Consider the following 14,129-nt stretch of genomic DNA (forward strand, 5'->3'; position numbering starts at 1 on the left):
TCAGGGCAGGCGCACGTGCGTGGTGAGGTGGTCCACGAAGGCGCGCACGCGCGCGGGCAGGTGTCCGCCCTGGCTGAGGAAGAGGGCATGGATGACCTCCGTGTCGCCGGGGTTGTGCTCCTCCAGCACGGCCACGAGGCGGCCCTCGTCCAGGTCGTCCTTCACCTGGAAGCGCGCGAGCCGTGCCAGGCCCACTCCGGCCAGCACCAGTTGTCGCAGCGCTTCACCGTCGCTCGCCTGGATGTTGCCGACCGGGGACAGCGAGAGCTGCGAGGAGGACTCCGTCAGGGGCCAGCCCTCGATGGCGCGCGCGTAGCTGAAGCCCAGCCGGTTGTGTGACGCCAACTCGCCCGGAGTCTTCGGCACGCCCTGGCGCTTCAGGTAGTCCGGCGAGCCGACGATGACCATCCGCGTCTCACCGAGCCTGCGCGCGGTGAGCTGGGAGTCCTTGAGCTGCCCGTGGCGAATGGCCACATCCGTGCGGTCATCGAGCAGGTCGATGAGCTTGTCCGTCAGCGTGAGGTCCACCGTCACCGACGGATATCGGGCGAAGAAGCCGGGGAGCAGGGGGATGAGGATGCAGCGCCCGAAGGCCGGGTTGGTGTTGATGCGCAGTCGCCCACTGGGCTCGTCGCTCGCGGCGGCACCGCGCTCCGCCTCGTCGAGTTCACCCAGGATTCGCACGCTGCGTTCATAGAAGCCGCAGCCTTCCGGCGTGAGCTGGAGCGCGCGCGTGGAGCGATTGACCAGCCGAGCCCCCAACCGCTGCTCCAGCCGGGCCACCAGCTTGCTCACCGCGGAGGGGGTCATCCGGAAGGCTCGCGCCGCGGCGGAGAAGCCTCCCAGCTCCACCACCTTCACGAAGACTTCCATCTCTCCGAAGCGATTGACGTCCAGGCGAGCCATGGTGAGCCGAACTCACAAGTCCTATTCCGCACGTCGCTCTACCGCAGCGAATTCGCCCCGTCCATACAAGGCCCCATCCAACTTCTTCACGGGAGGGCCGCGAATCATGCCGCTGGCCTTGTTCGCATTGACCGCGGGCGCCTTTGGAATCGGCGTCACGGAGTTCGTCATCATGGGCTTGTTGCTGGAGGTGGGCACGGACCTGGGGGTCTCCATCTCCACGGCGGGCCTGCTCATCTCCGGCTACGCACTGGGCGTCGTGGCCGGCGCCCCGGTGCTGACCGTGTTGACGGGGCGCTGGTCCCGCAAGCACGTGCTGCTGGGGTTGATGGTCATCTTCACGCTGGGCAACATCGGCTGCGCGCTGGCGCCCACGTACGGCACGCTGATGGCCGCGCGGGTGTTGACCGCGCTCTCCCACGGCACGTTCTTCGGCGTGGGCTCCGTGGTGGCCACGGGCCTGGTGCCGGTGGACAAGCGCGCGTCGGCCATCGCCATCATGTTCACCGGCCTGACGGTGGCGAACATCCTCGGTGTGCCGCTGGGCACGTGGCTGGGGCAGTCGCTCGGATGGCGCTCGACGTTCTGGGCCGTGGCGCTGATTGGCCTGCTCGCCGTGGCGGTGATTGCGCTGTTCGTACCGCGTGACGAGGCGTCGCAAGAGGCGAACGACTGGCGCGCTGATTTGAGGGCTCTGGGACGGCGGCCGGTGTTGCTGGGACTGTTGACGACGGTGCTCGGCTTCGCCGGGGTGTTCACCGTGTTCACCTTCATCGCGCCCATCCTGACGCGGCTCAGCGGCTTCTCACCGACGGCGGTGTCTCCCATCCTGCTCGTCTTCGGCGGTGGGCTGGTGGTGGGAAACCTCGTGGGCGGAAAGCTCGCGGACCGGCGGCTGGTGCCGTCCATCCTCGGCAGCCTCGCGGTGCTGGCGCTGGTGCTGTTCGGGATGACGTTCGTCCTGCATGACCGCGTCCTCACGGTCATCGCCATCGGCCTCTTCGGCGCCGCCGCGTTCGCCACGGTGCCGCCCCTTCAGATGTGGGTGCTGGAGAAGGCCGAAGGGGCCGGTCAGAGCCTCGCGTCGAGCCTCAACATCGGAGCCTTCAACCTGGGCAACGCGCTGGGCGCCTGGTTCGGTGGCGTCATCATCGACCGCGGCCCGGGCCTGGGCGCCGTCACATGGGTGTCGGCGCTGGTGCCGGTGTCCGCCATCTTCATCGTCCTCCTGGCGCTGCGCCTGGAGTCCCGCGAGCGCCGCCTCGGCGCTCCCAACGAACGAATGCTGCAAGGAGGAGTGTCATGAGCACGGTCAACAAGGTCGCCCTCGTGGTGGGCGCGCAGGGTGTCATCGGTCGCAACCTCATCGAGCACCTCGAGTCGCTGGGTGACTGGGAGGTCATCGGCCTGTCCCGGCGAGGCGGCCCTTCCTCCGAGCGCGTGCGGCACGTGCAGGTGGACCTGCTCGACGCGGAAGACTGCCGCGTGAAGCTGGCGAACCTGGGCCATGTGACGCACATCTTCTACGCCGCGTACCAGGAGCGGCCGACGTGGGCGGAGCTTGTCGCGCCCAACCTGGCGATGCTCGTCAACGTCGTGGACGCCATCGAGCCGGTGGCCACGGGCCTGCGCCACGTCAGTCTCATGCAGGGCTACAAGGTCTACGGCGCGCACCTGGGGCCCTTCAAGACGCCGGCTCGGGAGACGGACCCGGACCACATGCCGCCCGAGTTCAACGTGGACCAGCAGCGCTTCCTGGAGCAACGGCAGAAGGGCAAGGCGTGGACGTGGACCGCGCTGCGTCCGTCGGTGGTGGGCGGCGTCGCGCTCGGCAACCCGATGAACCTGGCCCTGGTGATTGCAGTCTATGCGTCCATCTCCAAGGAGCTGGGGCTGCCGCTGCGCTTCCCTGGCAAGCCCGGTGCGTATCACTCGCTGCTGGAGATGACCGACGCGGGGCTGCTCGCGAAGGCGACGGTGTGGGCGGCGACGGATGCGCGCTGCGCGAACCAGGCGTTCAACATCAACAATGGCGACCTGTTCCGCTGGAGCGAGCTGTGGCCGAAGATTGCCCGCTACTTCGGGTTGGAGGTGGCGCCTCCGCTGCAGATGTCGCTCGACGTCGTCATGGCGGACAAGGCGCCGCTCTGGAAGGCGATGACGGAGAAGCACGGGCTGGCGGGCCACTCCTACCAGGACGTGTCCTCCTGGCGCTTCGGTGACTTCGTCTTCTCGTGGGACTACGACATGTTCGCCGACGGCACCAAGGCGCGGCGCTTCGGCTTCCACGAGTTCGTCGACACCGAGGCGATGTTCCTGCGCCTCTTCGATGACTTCCGCCGCGCGAAGGTCATTCCCTGATTCCTCGGGGTGGCGCTTCAGGGGTTGAGCGGGCCTGGGGGGTGGGGAACAATCCGGGGATGGCTCACGGCGACGGAATGCAACAGGTCATCGGCTTCATCCTGGAGCTGGACAAGCTCAAGGGTGTCACGCGCAAGGTCAAACCGTTGGGCCTTGCTCGCTACGAGAACTCCGCGGAGCACAGCTGGCAATTGGCCATGCTGGCCCTCTCCCTGTCCCACCATGCTCCGCCTGGGATTGACCAGGACCGCGTGGTCCGGATGCTGCTGGTGCATGACGTGGGCGAAATCGACACCGGCGACACGCTGGCGTTCGTGGAGGGCGGGTGGAAGGAGCGCAAGGCGGCGGAGCTGGCCGCGGTGGAGCGCATCTTCGGTTTGTTGCCCGCGCCCCAGGGCCCTGCGTTCCTCGCGCTCTGGAAGGAGTTCGAGCAGGCGGAGACTCCCGAGGCCCGGTACGCGAACGCGGTGGACCGTGCGATGCCGGTGTTGCTGAACCTCTCCAACGAGGGACAGAGCTGGCGGGAGAACGGTGTCAGTCACGCGCGGGTGGTGGCACGCATCGCGCCCCCCATCCAGGCGGGGTGCCCCGCCCTGTGGGAGTACCTGGAGGGCCGTCTGGAAGAGGCCCGCCAGCGTGGCTGGTTCGGCGCGTGAGTGAGCGCGTCGCTCAGGCGGCCTGAGGTGTGCGGGACGGAGGCGCGGGGACGTGCCCCGCCCGCACCAGATAGTCGCCGAAGCCCTCACCCTGCTGTCGCTCGCTCGCATACGCCGCGAACAGTGGCTCCAGCACCGAGAGGATGGTCGCCTCGTCGATGTTCTCCCGGACCAGTCGGTTGAGGCGCTGGCCCCGGGCATCCCCGCCCAGGTGGAGGTTGTAGCGACCGGGGGCCTTGCCCACGAGGCCAATCTCCGCGAGGTAGGGGCGCGCGCAGCCGTTGGGGCAGCCGGTGATGCGCAGCAGGATGTTGGCGTCCTGGAGGCCATGTGCCTGAAGGCGGCCCTCCACGCGCTCCACGAAGGTCGGCAGGTAGCGCTCCGCCTCGGCCATGGCGAGGGCGCACGTGGGCAGGGCCACGCAGGCGAGCGCGTTGCGCCGCAGCGGACTGGCGGTCCGGAAGCTCTCCAGTCCATGGGCCCGGACGAGCGCGTCGATGTGCTCCTTGGACTCCGGGGGTACTCCAGCGATGACGAGGTTCTGATTGGGGGTCAGCCGGAAGTCGCCGGCATGCACCTGGGCAATCTCGCGCAGCCCCGTGAGGTGGAGCGCGCCGGGCCGGTCCGCCACGCGGCCACTGTCCAGATGCAACGTCAGGTGCCAGCGCCCGTCGTGGCCCTCCCTCCAGCCGAAGCGGTCTCCGTTGTGCTCGAAGGTGAAGGGCCGCGTGGGCTCCAGCTTGAAGCCGAGGCGGCGCTCCAGTTCCTCGGTGAACCAGGCGACGCCCCGGTCCTCCAGGACGTACTTCAGGCGCGCGCGCTTGCGGTTGCCCCGGTCTCCGTAGTCACGATGAATCTTCAGCACCTCCTCGGCCACCGCGAGCATCTGTTCGGGAGGCACGAAGCCCAGCACATCCGCCAGCCGGGGAAAGGTGTTGGCGTCACCGTGGGTCGCGCCCAGGCCGCCGCCCACCGCGACGTTGAAACCCTGGAGGACGCCGTCCTCGATGATGGCGATGTAGCCCAGGTCCTGCGCGAACAGGTCCACGTCGTTCTCGGGCGGCACCGCGACCGCGGCCTTGAACTTCCGGGGCAGGTAGGTTGCGCCGTACAGGGGCTCCTCCTCGCCGCCGGCCACCTTCTCCTCGTCCAACCAGAGCTCGTAGTACGCGCGAGTCTTGGGCAGCAGGTGCTCGGACAGGCGCACCGCCCAGCCGTACACCACTTCATGCACGCGGGTGTCCACCGGGTTGGGATTGCACAGCACGTTGCGGTTGACGTCGCCGCATGCGGCCAGCGTGTCGATGAGGGCGGCGTTGATGCGCGCAATCGTCGGCTTGAGGTCGCCCTTGAGGATGCCGTGCAGTTGGAAGGCCTGCCGCGTGGTGATGCGCAGGGTGCCGTTGGCGTGCTCGCGCGCCAGCCCGTCCATGACGAGCCACTGCGCGGCGGTGCAGACGCCCCCGGGCAGCCGGGTGCGCAGCATGAAGCTGTAGTCCGGCTCCAGCTTCTGCTGGCGACGCTCCTCGCGGAGGTCCCGGTCATCCTGCTGGTAGCTGCCGTGGAACTTGATGAGGCTGGTGTCCGGCGTGGAGATGGCGCCCGTCACCGGGTCCGCCAGGCTCTCCGCCAGCGTTCCGCGCAGAAGGCGGCTGTTCGCCTTGATGTGCTCCACTTCGGAGAGGGGCTTGGGCTGGGTGCTCATGTCATTGCTCACAGTCAGAAGGATTCAGTAGACGTCACGCAGGTAGCGCCGCTCGTCACGCAGCGTCTTGAGCCAGTCCTCGGCGTCCTCTCGGCCGCGGCCACCGTGCTCGGCGATGACGTCCACCAGGGCCGCGTGGACATCCGGTGCCATGCGCTGGGCATCGCCGCACACGTAGAGGTGGGCGCCGCCTTCCAGCCAGGTGTAGAGTTCCTTGCCCGCCTCACGCAGCCGGTGCTGGACGTAGACCTTCGCCGCCGTGTCGCGGGAGAAGGCGAGCGAGAGCTTGTGGAGCGTCTTCTTCTTCAACGCCTCCTGCCACTCCGACTGGTAGAGGAACTGGCTGCGGAAGTGCTGCTCTCCGAAGAACAGCCAGTTGCGTCCGCGCGCGCCGACCTCCGCGCGCTCCTGCACGAAGGCCCGGAAGGGCGCCACGCCCGTGCCGGGGCCAATCATCACCACGTCCCGGTCCGTGTCCTCCGGCAGCCGGAAGCGCTCGTTGCGCTCCACGAAGACCCGCACCGAGTCCGCGTCCGCCCCTCGCGTGGACAGATGGGACGACGCGGCGCCGAGGTGGCGCTCGCCAAAGGCCGTGTAGTCGACCACCGCCACCGTGAGGTGCGCCTCCTCGCCCACGCGCTTGGGACTGGAGGCAATCGAGTACAGGCGGGGCGTCTGCTTGCGCAGCGCGAGGACCAGTTCCTTCGCGCTCCAGGGCGCAGGGTGCTGGCGAAGCACGTCGATGACCTGATGACTCTTCAGCAGCGCGCGGAAGGCCTCCGCGCCCGTGGGCGTCAGCACGGACTGGAGCGCGGTGCTCGCGCCGAGCGTGGCGTGTCGCTCCAGGAAGGGCCGGCTCAGACGCGTCAGCTCCAGTCCCTCCGAGAGCCAGACCGCCAGCGGGAGTGTCTTCCCGTCGCGCGTCACCGGCTCCGCGCCATCCAGTCGCTGCTGCCTCAAGACGGCGTCCACCAGCTCCGGTGGATTGGGCGCCCACACCCCCAACGCGTCGCCCGGCGCGTACTCCAGGTCGGAGCCTTCGAGGGAGATTTCAACGTGGCGGACGTCCTTGAGCGCGCCTCGTCCGGTGATGCGCTGGTTGACCAGCACGGTCGCGGCGAAGGGGGCTTCCTTTCCCACGGTGGGTGTCGCCGTGGCGCCTCGCAGCGGGACGACGGTGGCGACGGCGGGCGTGCGCGGTTCGAGCGCCTCGCGAGCGCGACCAAGCGTCTGGTCCAACCAGCCGGTGGCGATGGGCTCGAAGTCCAGGTCGCAGTCGGCGCGCTCCACCAGTCGCGTGGCACCCAGCTCCGCCAGTCGCGCGTCGAGTGCCCGCCCCACTTCGCAGAACTTCGGATAGCTGGTGTCCCCGAGTCCGAGCACCGCGTAGCTCAGGCCCTCCAGTCGGGGAGCGCGCTTGCCCAGCAGGTGCTCGCAGAACCCACGCGCGTCGTCGGGAGGGTCTCCGTCTCCTTGCGTGCTGATGACCACGGCCAGCAGCTTCTCGCGTGCCAGCTCTCGCACCGGGTACTCACTGGCCCGGATGATGCGCACGGGAAGGCCCGCGCTCTCCGTCTGGTGCTTGAGTCGCTCGGCGATCAGCCGGCTGTTTCCCGTCTGCGTGCCGTAGACGATGGTGAGGGGCGCGGCGGGTGTCGCCGTGGGAGCCATGGCGACGGACGCCGCCGTGGAGACCGCACCGGGGCGTGCCGCGAGGCCCGCGGCGTAACCACTCAGCCAATGAAGCGCCGTCGGGTCCAGCCCCGCCACCAGCTCCAGCAGCAACGTGCCCTTCTCCGCGCCCAGCAATGCGCCGATGAAAGGAGGCGGGGACAAGGTGAGATTGCCTGGGGAGGAGGCGCTCATGTCGCGTCCTCCCGTGGGGCGGTGAGGCGTCGCGCCCACTGCTCCGGGGCCTCCGCGTCGTCCAGCTCCCACCAGCCCGTGCCCGCGTCATGGGCTTCCTCTCGCAGCGCACGCCGGACCTGGGGCGCCTCCGCGTAGACGAGGGCGAACAAGCCCGCGCGCGCCAGGGCCAGGGCCACTTCCACATCCCCGGGCACGGTGGCGACATGGCGGCCCAGGTTGAACAGCTCACGCTCCAGCGCGAACGCGCGACTGGCCGCCTCGGGCGTGGCGGGAAGCAGGACGACGGCGCCGACCTGGCCCAGCCGTCCGTGTCGCTCGGCGCTCGTGACGAGCGACGCACCGGCGCGCGAAGTGGACTCCGCGGGGCCGAGCACCATGCCCGCGCCCACGGTGTCGTGGGTGAGCGCGTCGATGACGATGAAGGCCCCCGTGCGCCGGTTCTCCTGGTACGGGTCGCACAACAGGGGCCGGCGGCACACCAGCCGGACGCGGCCGATGTCGTTGAGCGCCAGCGACTCCGAGGGCACCTCCGAGAGGGTCTCCAGCTCCTTGCGCCAGAGCACACGCTCGAACTGCGCGGGTGCAGTGCGCGTGGTCTGCTTCACCAGGTAGCGGCGAGTCACGTCCAGCGGCTGCTCACCGAACCACACCAGCATCGCGTCCAGGTGTTGTAGCGCCAGGGGCGGCTGGTCCACGTGGGCGAGCAGGTCGCCTCGGCTGGCGTCCACGTCGTCCGTGAGCAGCAGTGTGACGGAGTCCGTCGCGGAGGCTTCCTCCTTGGCGCCGTCGAAGGTGTCGATGGCCTCCACGCGCGTCCTGCGACCCGAGGGGAGCACCTGCACCTCGTCTCCCACGCGCACCGTGCCGGAGGCCACCTGGCCCGCGAGTCCCCGGTAGTCCTGATGGGGCCGCAGCACGTACTGGACGGGGAAGCGGAAGGGCGCGCCGTCGAGCCTTCGCTGGTGAGGAAGCGACTCCAGCCAGCCCAGCAGCGTGCCGCCCTCGTGCCAGGGTGTGCGGGGACTGAGGCGGGTGATGTTGTCGCCCCGGCTGGCGCTGACAGGGAACAGGCGCACGCCCTCGAAGCCCAGCGTGCGCGCGAAGTCCACCAGCTCGGAGCCGATGCGCTCGAACGTCGCGCGCTCGTAGCCCACCAGGTCCATCTTGTTCACCACCACCGCGAGGTAGGGGATGCCCAGCAGCGAGGCGATGTACGCGTGGCGCCGCGTCTGCGGCAGGACGCCGAGTCGCGCGTCCACCAGGATGACGCCCGCGTCCGCCGTGGAGGCACCCGTGGCCATGTTGCGCGTGTACTGAAGGTGTCCTGGCGTGTCGGCGATGATGATCTTCCGCAGCGTCGTGGACAGGTACCGGTACGCCACGTCGATGGTGATGCCCTGCTCTCGCTCGGCGCGCAGGCCGTCGGTGAAGAGGGAGAAGTCCAGCTCCTCCTCGTCACCCGCGCCCGCCGCGGCCTTGAGCCCCTGGGCCAGCAGCTCAGGAGGAAGCTCCGTCCGGGCGGCGGCCCGCTTCGCGCTGGCACGTCGCACCGCGGAGATCTGGTCTTCGAAGAGTCCGTCACACTCGAAGAGGAGTCGGCCGATGAGCGTGGACTTGCCATCGTCCACCGAGCCCACCACCGCGAGCCGCAGCAGCGCCCGGTTGGAGTGCTCGTCGAGGAGTCGTTGGATGTCGGGTTGCGCAACGGCCTGGAGTGCGGTGTCCATCAGAAGTACCCCTCGCGCTTCTTCAGCTCCATGGAGCCTTCTTCGTCGTGGTCGATGAGTCGGCCCTGGCGCTCGGACTGACGTGCGTGGACCATCTCGTGGATGACGGCCTCCACCGTGGTGGCGGATGACTCGATGGCGCCGCTGAGCGGGTAGCAGCCGAGCGTCCGGAAGCGCACCCGCCGGAGCGTGGGCCGCTCCCCGGCGCGCAGGCGCATGCGTTCGTCATCCACCATCAGCAGCGTGCCACCCCGGTCGATGACGGGGCGCTCGGCGGCGAAGTAGAGCGGCACCACCGGGATTTTCTCGCGCAGGACGTAGTGCCACACGTCCAGCTCCGTCCAGTTGGACAGGGGGAAGACGCGCATGCTCTCGCCCGCGTCCACGCGGCCGTTGAAGAGGTTCCACAGCTCTGGCCGCTGCCGGCGCGGGTCCCACTGGCCATGCTTGTCCCGGAAGGAGAACACGCGCTCCTTGGCGCGGGACTTCTCCTCATCGCGGCGGGCTCCACCGAAGGCCGCGTCGAAGCCGTGCAGCGCGAGCGCTTCGAGCAGCGCCTGCGTCTTCATCGCGTGCGTGTACTTCTGGCTGCCGTGGTCGAAGGGGTTGATGCCCTCGGCGAGCGCCTTGTGGTTCTGATGGACGAGCAGCCGCAGGCCATGTCGCGCGATGAAGGCGTCGCGAAACGCGTACATGTCCCGGAACTTCCACGTCGTGTCGACATGGAGCAGCGGGAAGGGCAGGGGCGCGGGGTGGAAGGCCTTGCGCGCCAGGTGCAGCAGCACCTGCGAGTCCTTGCCGATGCTGTAGAGCATCACCGGGTTGGCGAACTCCGCCACCGTCTCGCGGAGGATGTGGATGCTCTCTGCTTCCAGCTCCTCCAGGTGCGTGGAGCGTGCATGGGTCGTGTCAGTCATGTCCCGCCTCCGCGAACCGGGGGACGGAGTCTCCCGTCGCCGTGTGATTCCTCGCCGCGAGCGAAGGGAGCCGAGCGCGCAGCGCGACGACTTCGCCCACCACCAGCAGCGAGGGAGAGCCCAGTCCGGCCTTGCGCGCCTCCTGGGCGACGGTGCCCAGGGTGGCCTCCACCACGCGCTGGTGTTCCCAGGTGCCTGCTTCCACCAGGGCGGCGGGCGTGGAGGCCGCACGACCCGCGGTGACCAGGGCCGCCGTCGTCTCCTCCAGGCGGTTTCCCGCCATGAACAGCACCAGCGTCTGGGCGCGTGCGAGGAAGCCCCAGTCGGGCGCTCCCCCCGCGCGGAACGCCGTGGCGAAGGTCACCTCGCCGGACATGTCCCGATGGGTGACGGGAATACCCGCCGAGGCGGGCACCGCGATGCCCGAGGAGATGCCGGGCACCACCTCGTAGGGAATGCGCGCGGCCTCCAGCGCCAGGGCCTCCTCCCCGCCGCGACCGAAGACGAACGGGTCTCCGCCCTTGAGGCGCACCACGGTGCGGCCGAGCCGCGCCTGGGCGATGAGCACCGCGTGGATGGCCTCCTGTTGTACCGACTCGCCCCCACCTTCCTTGCCCACGTAGATGAGCCGGGCGTGCGGACGCGCGTGCTCCAGCACTCCGGGGTGGATGAGCCGGTCATGCACCACCGTGTCCGCCTCTCGCAGCAAGCGCGCCGCGCGCAGCGTGAGCAGCTCTGGATCTCCAGGGCCCGCACCCACCAGGTACACGCGCCCTCTCGACGACTCCTTCATGTGAACTCTCCAGACGACTTGAAGGTCTTCAGTTCCGAGCGAAGCCGAGCCACCGCGGCCCCTCGCTCACCGCGCGCGAGCAGCGCGCCAGACTCTCCCTCCACCAATTGCTTCAGCAGGCGCTGACGCCGGGGACCACGAGGCAGCCGTCGGCGCAGCCATCCACTCAGCCTCGCCAGCCAGACGTGGTGGGGCGCGACCTGGGCCCCCAGCTCCCTGCGCAGGTGGCGCGCCAGCGCGGGGGCCTGACCGGCGGTGGAGACCGCGACGGTGATGGGGCCTCGTCGCTCCACCGAGGGCAGGGTGAAGTCGCACAGCTCCGGCTCGTCCGCCGTGTTCACCCACAAGCCCAGCTCACGCGCCTCGGCCGTCAGGTGTTGATTCACGGCGGGCTCATCCGTCGCGGCCAGCACCAGCGCGTGGCCGCGTACATCGCCGGAGGCGTAGGCCCTGCGCTCCCAGTCCAGACGTCCCTCGGCGGCCAGGCGTTGGAGGGTGTCGGTGACGTCAGGGGCTATCAGGTGGAGCCGCGCGCCCGCTTCGAGCAGGGCCAGGGCCCGGCCTTCGGCCACGGCGCCTCCGCCCACCAGCAGGACGCGGCGGCCTTCCAGCCGGAGGCAGACGGGATAGTCGACAGGAGTAGAGGTCGCCATGGCGGGAGTCCGCGTCACCGAACGCGGTGCAGTCCGCACTCGCTGTGCTCTCGTGACTCCCACCACCACCGGCCCGCGCGCTCGTCCTCGTACGGCTTCACCGCGCGCGTGCAGGGCGCGCAGCCGATGGACGGGTAGCCCCGGTCATGCAGGGCGTTGTACGGGACGGCGTTCGCCTGGATGTAGCTCCACACCTGTTGCCGGCTCCAGGCCGCCAGGGGGTTGAGCTTGAGCAGCCCGCCATGGTCGCGGTCGTGCTCGACGATGGCGACCTCGGTGCGGTTGGCGGACTGCTCGCGGCGCAGCCCCGTCACCCAACCGTCCAGTCCCTGCAGCGCGCGACGCAAGGGCTCCACCTTGCGGATGGCGCAGCACTCCTTGCGCGCGTCGAGGCTCCGGCGAAACGAGAAGTAGCCCTGGGTCGACTCCAGCGCCTCGACGCGGGCTCGCTCCGGGAAGTAGGTCTCCACGGGAATGCCGTAGCGATTGCGGACGACCTCGATGAGCTCGTAGGTCTCCGACGGCAGGCGACCGGTGTCGAGGGTGAAGACGCGCAGGCTGGGCGCGTGCTTGCGCGCCAGGTCGATGAGGACCATGTCCTCCACTCCGAAGCTCGAGGCGATGGCCGCGCGCGCGCCGAGCCGCTGCTCGACCCAGGCGAGAATCTCCTCGGTGGTGGCGGCTTCGAGCGACGCGGCTTCCGCGAGCAGGGCCGAGGGCTCGCGAGCGATTCCAAGTGCGGGGGACGACGGCACGACGGACACGGTGGACTCCAGGGGCTGAAAAGCAGACGGCCCGCGCCTCTTTCGAGGGCGGGCCGCGCGAGCAAGGGAGAAGGGATGGAACCGCTATCCGCTCCTCGAGGCTCGGGGCCCGCCTGTCGGCGGACACACCTCACACGCACACGCCAGACAGCACGCACAGCGGGCCCCGTGGGGCGCCTGCTGCGTCGCGACTGGCTGGGTGGAGATGAGGTGCATGAGGGAGCGTCGGGAAGCGGTGAGCGGGAAACAGCGGAGCAGACCCAGACCTCGGGACGGAGGTGGGGCCAGGCGAGGCGCGGAGGGAATCAGGAGGCTTCCGGCGCGCGCTTCAACAGCCCAGGCCCGAGAGGGCACAACAGGCACACGACCGACAGCAGCGGCGGAACAGCGCGGCCATCGGAGTGGAAGGCGTCAACACGGAACGGCAAGCTAACGGCTGTCACCTCGCGCCGTCAACCTGACCTCCCTGTCCCGAGGGGTACTCAGGTGTCGCTTGTCCCACTCGCCCGCCTCGTGACGGTGGAAGTCTCCAGTCGGTGCGAGGACGCGGTGGGTTCCAGGGTCGCGGGGGTATCGACACGCAGCGCGGAGCGCTCCAGCTCACGGAGCCGCGGACGACCCAGCAGCGCGAGCGTCCGGTCAATCTCCGAGGTGAGGATGTCCAGCGACAGCTCCACGCCCGCCTGCCCGTCCGCCGCCAGCCCGTAGAGGAACGGTCGACCCACCATGCAGGCGCGTGCGCCCATGGCGACAGCCTTCACCACGTCGGAGCCTCGGCGGATGCCCCCGTCGAGGATGACCTCCGCTCGGCCCTCGACCGCGTCCACCACCTCCGGAAGTACGTCGATGGCGCCCGGGAGGAAGTCGAGCTGCCGGCCTCCGTGGTTCGAGACGATGAGGGCCTCGACACCCAGCGAGACGGCCTGTCGCGCATCCTCCGCGCAGGTGATGCCCTTGAGCACGAGCGGGCCGGTCCAGATGGAGCGAAGCCACTCCACGTCCTTCCACGTCACCGAAGGGTCGAACTGGCTGTTGGTGAAGCGCGCGACACCCACCGCGTCGGTGCGGGTCAGCGAGGGATGGTCCACGAAGTTGCCGAAGGTGGCTCGGGGGCTCTTTGACATGCGCAGCACCCAGCCCAGGTGGCGCAGCACGTCCATCACATTGGAGAACTGGACGCGAGGAGGCAGGGTGAAGCCATTGCGTCGGTCCTGCTCCCGGTTGCCCATGACGGGCACGTCCACCGTGAGGCACAGCGCGCGATAACCCGCCGCCTTCGCACGCTCCACCAACGCACGCGTGACGCTCCGGTCCTTCCAGACGTAGAGCTGGAACCAGAGTGGGGAGGGCGCCGCGACGGCCACTTCCTCCAGGGTTCCGATGGACATGGTGCTGAGGGTGAAGACGGTGCCTCGGCTCGCCGCGGCCTTCGCGGCCAGCTCTTCGCCCCGAGGCGCGAGCAGCCCCGCGAGCCCCGTGGGTCCCAGGATGATGGGGGTGGCCAGCTTCTCTCCGAGCAGCGTGGTGGAGTGGTCCACGGCGCTCACGTCCACCAGGGCCCGCGCTCGGAAGAGATAGCGGTCGAAGCCGCGTCGGTTGGCGCCGGAGGTGAAACCGTCGTCGGCGGCGCCCTCCACGTAGTCGAAGACGGTTCGGGGCAACCGGCGTCGTGCTCGCTGGCGCAGGTCATCGATGCTGACAATCACGATGCGTGCTCCCTCGGGGCCCGCCGCCCCGGAGCATCCACTCCGGGAGCGGGCCTGCTGACGATAGCAGCC

At 69.5% G+C, this 14,129-nt stretch carries 12 protein-coding genes; 3 read left to right on the plus strand and 9 right to left on the minus strand.

Annotated features, from left to right (window positions below):
• Complete coding sequence (locus tag HR086_RS08620) at positions 1-906, minus strand: LysR family transcriptional regulator (protein ID WP_141644619.1); 906 nt, start codon at positions 904-906, stop codon at positions 1-3.
• A 106-nt stretch (positions 907-1,012) separates the two neighbouring features.
• Here HR086_RS08620 and HR086_RS08625 point away from each other — a divergent pair, with 106 nt between their 5' ends.
• Genes HR086_RS08625 through HR086_RS08635 form a run of 3 tightly spaced genes read left to right on the plus strand, consistent with a single transcriptional unit; the run spans position 1,013 to position 3,923 of the window.
• Entirely contained in the window at positions 1,013-2,212 is a 1,200-nt protein-coding gene (locus tag HR086_RS08625) for an MFS transporter (protein ID WP_174458402.1), read from the plus strand.
• Positions 2,209-3,267: an SDR family oxidoreductase gene (locus HR086_RS08630; protein ID WP_174465337.1), complete on the plus strand. Its 1,059-nt coding sequence runs from the start codon at positions 2,209-2,211 to the stop codon at positions 3,265-3,267. The genes HR086_RS08625 and HR086_RS08630 overlap by 4 nt, the downstream gene beginning before the upstream one ends.
• A gap of 59 nt (positions 3,268-3,326) precedes the next feature.
• Positions 3,327-3,923 (plus strand): HD family hydrolase, encoded by a 597-nt coding sequence (locus HR086_RS08635; protein WP_217441726.1) that lies wholly within the window; start codon positions 3,327-3,329, stop codon positions 3,921-3,923.
• 13 nt (positions 3,924-3,936) lie between these two features.
• Here the strand turns inward: HR086_RS08635 and cysI are convergent, their stop codons facing one another.
• The 8 genes from cysI to HR086_RS08675 all read right to left on the minus strand — a co-directional run bounded on the left by cysI (position 3,937) and on the right by HR086_RS08675 (position 14,057).
• Positions 3,937-5,628, minus strand: coding sequence for an assimilatory sulfite reductase (NADPH) hemoprotein subunit (gene cysI, locus HR086_RS08640; protein ID WP_174458401.1), 1,692 nt, complete (start codon positions 5,626-5,628; stop codon positions 3,937-3,939).
• Between the two features lie 24 nt (positions 5,629-5,652).
• A complete protein-coding gene (locus HR086_RS08645) occupies positions 5,653-7,494 on the minus strand; it encodes an assimilatory sulfite reductase (NADPH) flavoprotein subunit (protein ID WP_174465338.1) in 1,842 nt (613 codons plus the stop codon).
• On the minus strand, positions 7,491-9,224 hold the full coding sequence (locus tag HR086_RS08650; protein ID WP_141644625.1) for a GTP-binding protein: 1,734 nt from the start codon (positions 9,222-9,224) through the stop codon (positions 7,491-7,493). Before HR086_RS08650 ends, HR086_RS08645 begins: the two co-directional genes overlap by 4 nt.
• Complete coding sequence (gene cysD, locus HR086_RS08655) at positions 9,224-10,141, minus strand: sulfate adenylyltransferase subunit CysD (protein WP_174458398.1); 918 nt, start codon at positions 10,139-10,141, stop codon at positions 9,224-9,226. Before cysD ends, HR086_RS08650 begins: the two co-directional genes overlap by 1 nt.
• Positions 10,134-10,934, minus strand: a complete 801-nt coding sequence (gene cobA, locus HR086_RS08660; RefSeq protein ID WP_141644627.1) for a uroporphyrinogen-III C-methyltransferase — start codon at positions 10,932-10,934, stop codon at positions 10,134-10,136. The genes cysD and cobA overlap by 8 nt, the downstream gene beginning before the upstream one ends.
• Positions 10,931-11,587, minus strand: coding sequence for a bifunctional precorrin-2 dehydrogenase/sirohydrochlorin ferrochelatase (locus HR086_RS08665; protein ID WP_174465339.1), 657 nt, complete (start codon positions 11,585-11,587; stop codon positions 10,931-10,933). Before HR086_RS08665 ends, cobA begins: the two co-directional genes overlap by 4 nt.
• 14 nt (positions 11,588-11,601) lie before the next feature.
• Entirely contained in the window at positions 11,602-12,351 is a 750-nt protein-coding gene (locus HR086_RS08670) for a phosphoadenylyl-sulfate reductase (RefSeq protein ID WP_174458397.1), read from the minus strand.
• Positions 12,352-12,833: 482 nt separating this feature from the next.
• Complete coding sequence (locus tag HR086_RS08675) at positions 12,834-14,057, minus strand: alpha-hydroxy acid oxidase (protein ID WP_174465340.1); 1,224 nt, start codon at positions 14,055-14,057, stop codon at positions 12,834-12,836.
• Positions 14,058-14,129 lie beyond the last annotated feature (72 nt).

The sequence above is a fragment of the Myxococcus sp. CA039A genome (genome assembly GCF_013336645.1).
In the GTDB taxonomy this organism is placed as follows: Bacteria; Myxococcota; Myxococcia; order Myxococcales; family Myxococcaceae; genus Myxococcus; species Myxococcus llanfairpwllgwyngyllgogerychwyrndrobwllllantysiliogogogochensis.

Coding starts and splice junctions, on each gene's coding strand:
- cysD (WP_174458398.1), bottom strand. CDS start 10,141: ATGACTGACACGACCCATGCACGCTCCACGCACCTGGAGGAGCTGGAA.
- HR086_RS08650 (WP_141644625.1), bottom strand. CDS start 9,224: ATGGACACCGCACTCCAGGCCGTTGCGCAACCCGACATCCAACGACTC.
- HR086_RS08645 (WP_174465338.1), bottom strand. CDS start 7,494: ATGAGCGCCTCCTCCCCAGGCAATCTCACCTTGTCCCCGCCTCCTTTC.
- HR086_RS08630 (WP_174465337.1), top strand. CDS start 2,209: ATGAGCACGGTCAACAAGGTCGCCCTCGTGGTGGGCGCGCAGGGTGTC.
- HR086_RS08635 (WP_217441726.1), top strand. CDS start 3,327: ATGGCTCACGGCGACGGAATGCAACAGGTCATCGGCTTCATCCTGGAG.
- HR086_RS08620 (WP_141644619.1), bottom strand. CDS start 906: ATGGCTCGCCTGGACGTCAATCGCTTCGGAGAGATGGAAGTCTTCGTG.
- cysI (WP_174458401.1), bottom strand. CDS start 5,628: ATGAGCACCCAGCCCAAGCCCCTCTCCGAAGTGGAGCACATCAAGGCG.
- HR086_RS08665 (WP_174465339.1), bottom strand. CDS start 11,587: ATGGCGACCTCTACTCCTGTCGACTATCCCGTCTGCCTCCGGCTGGAA.
- cobA (WP_141644627.1), bottom strand. CDS start 10,934: ATGAAGGAGTCGTCGAGAGGGCGCGTGTACCTGGTGGGTGCGGGCCCT.
- HR086_RS08625 (WP_174458402.1), top strand. CDS start 1,013: ATGCCGCTGGCCTTGTTCGCATTGACCGCGGGCGCCTTTGGAATCGGC.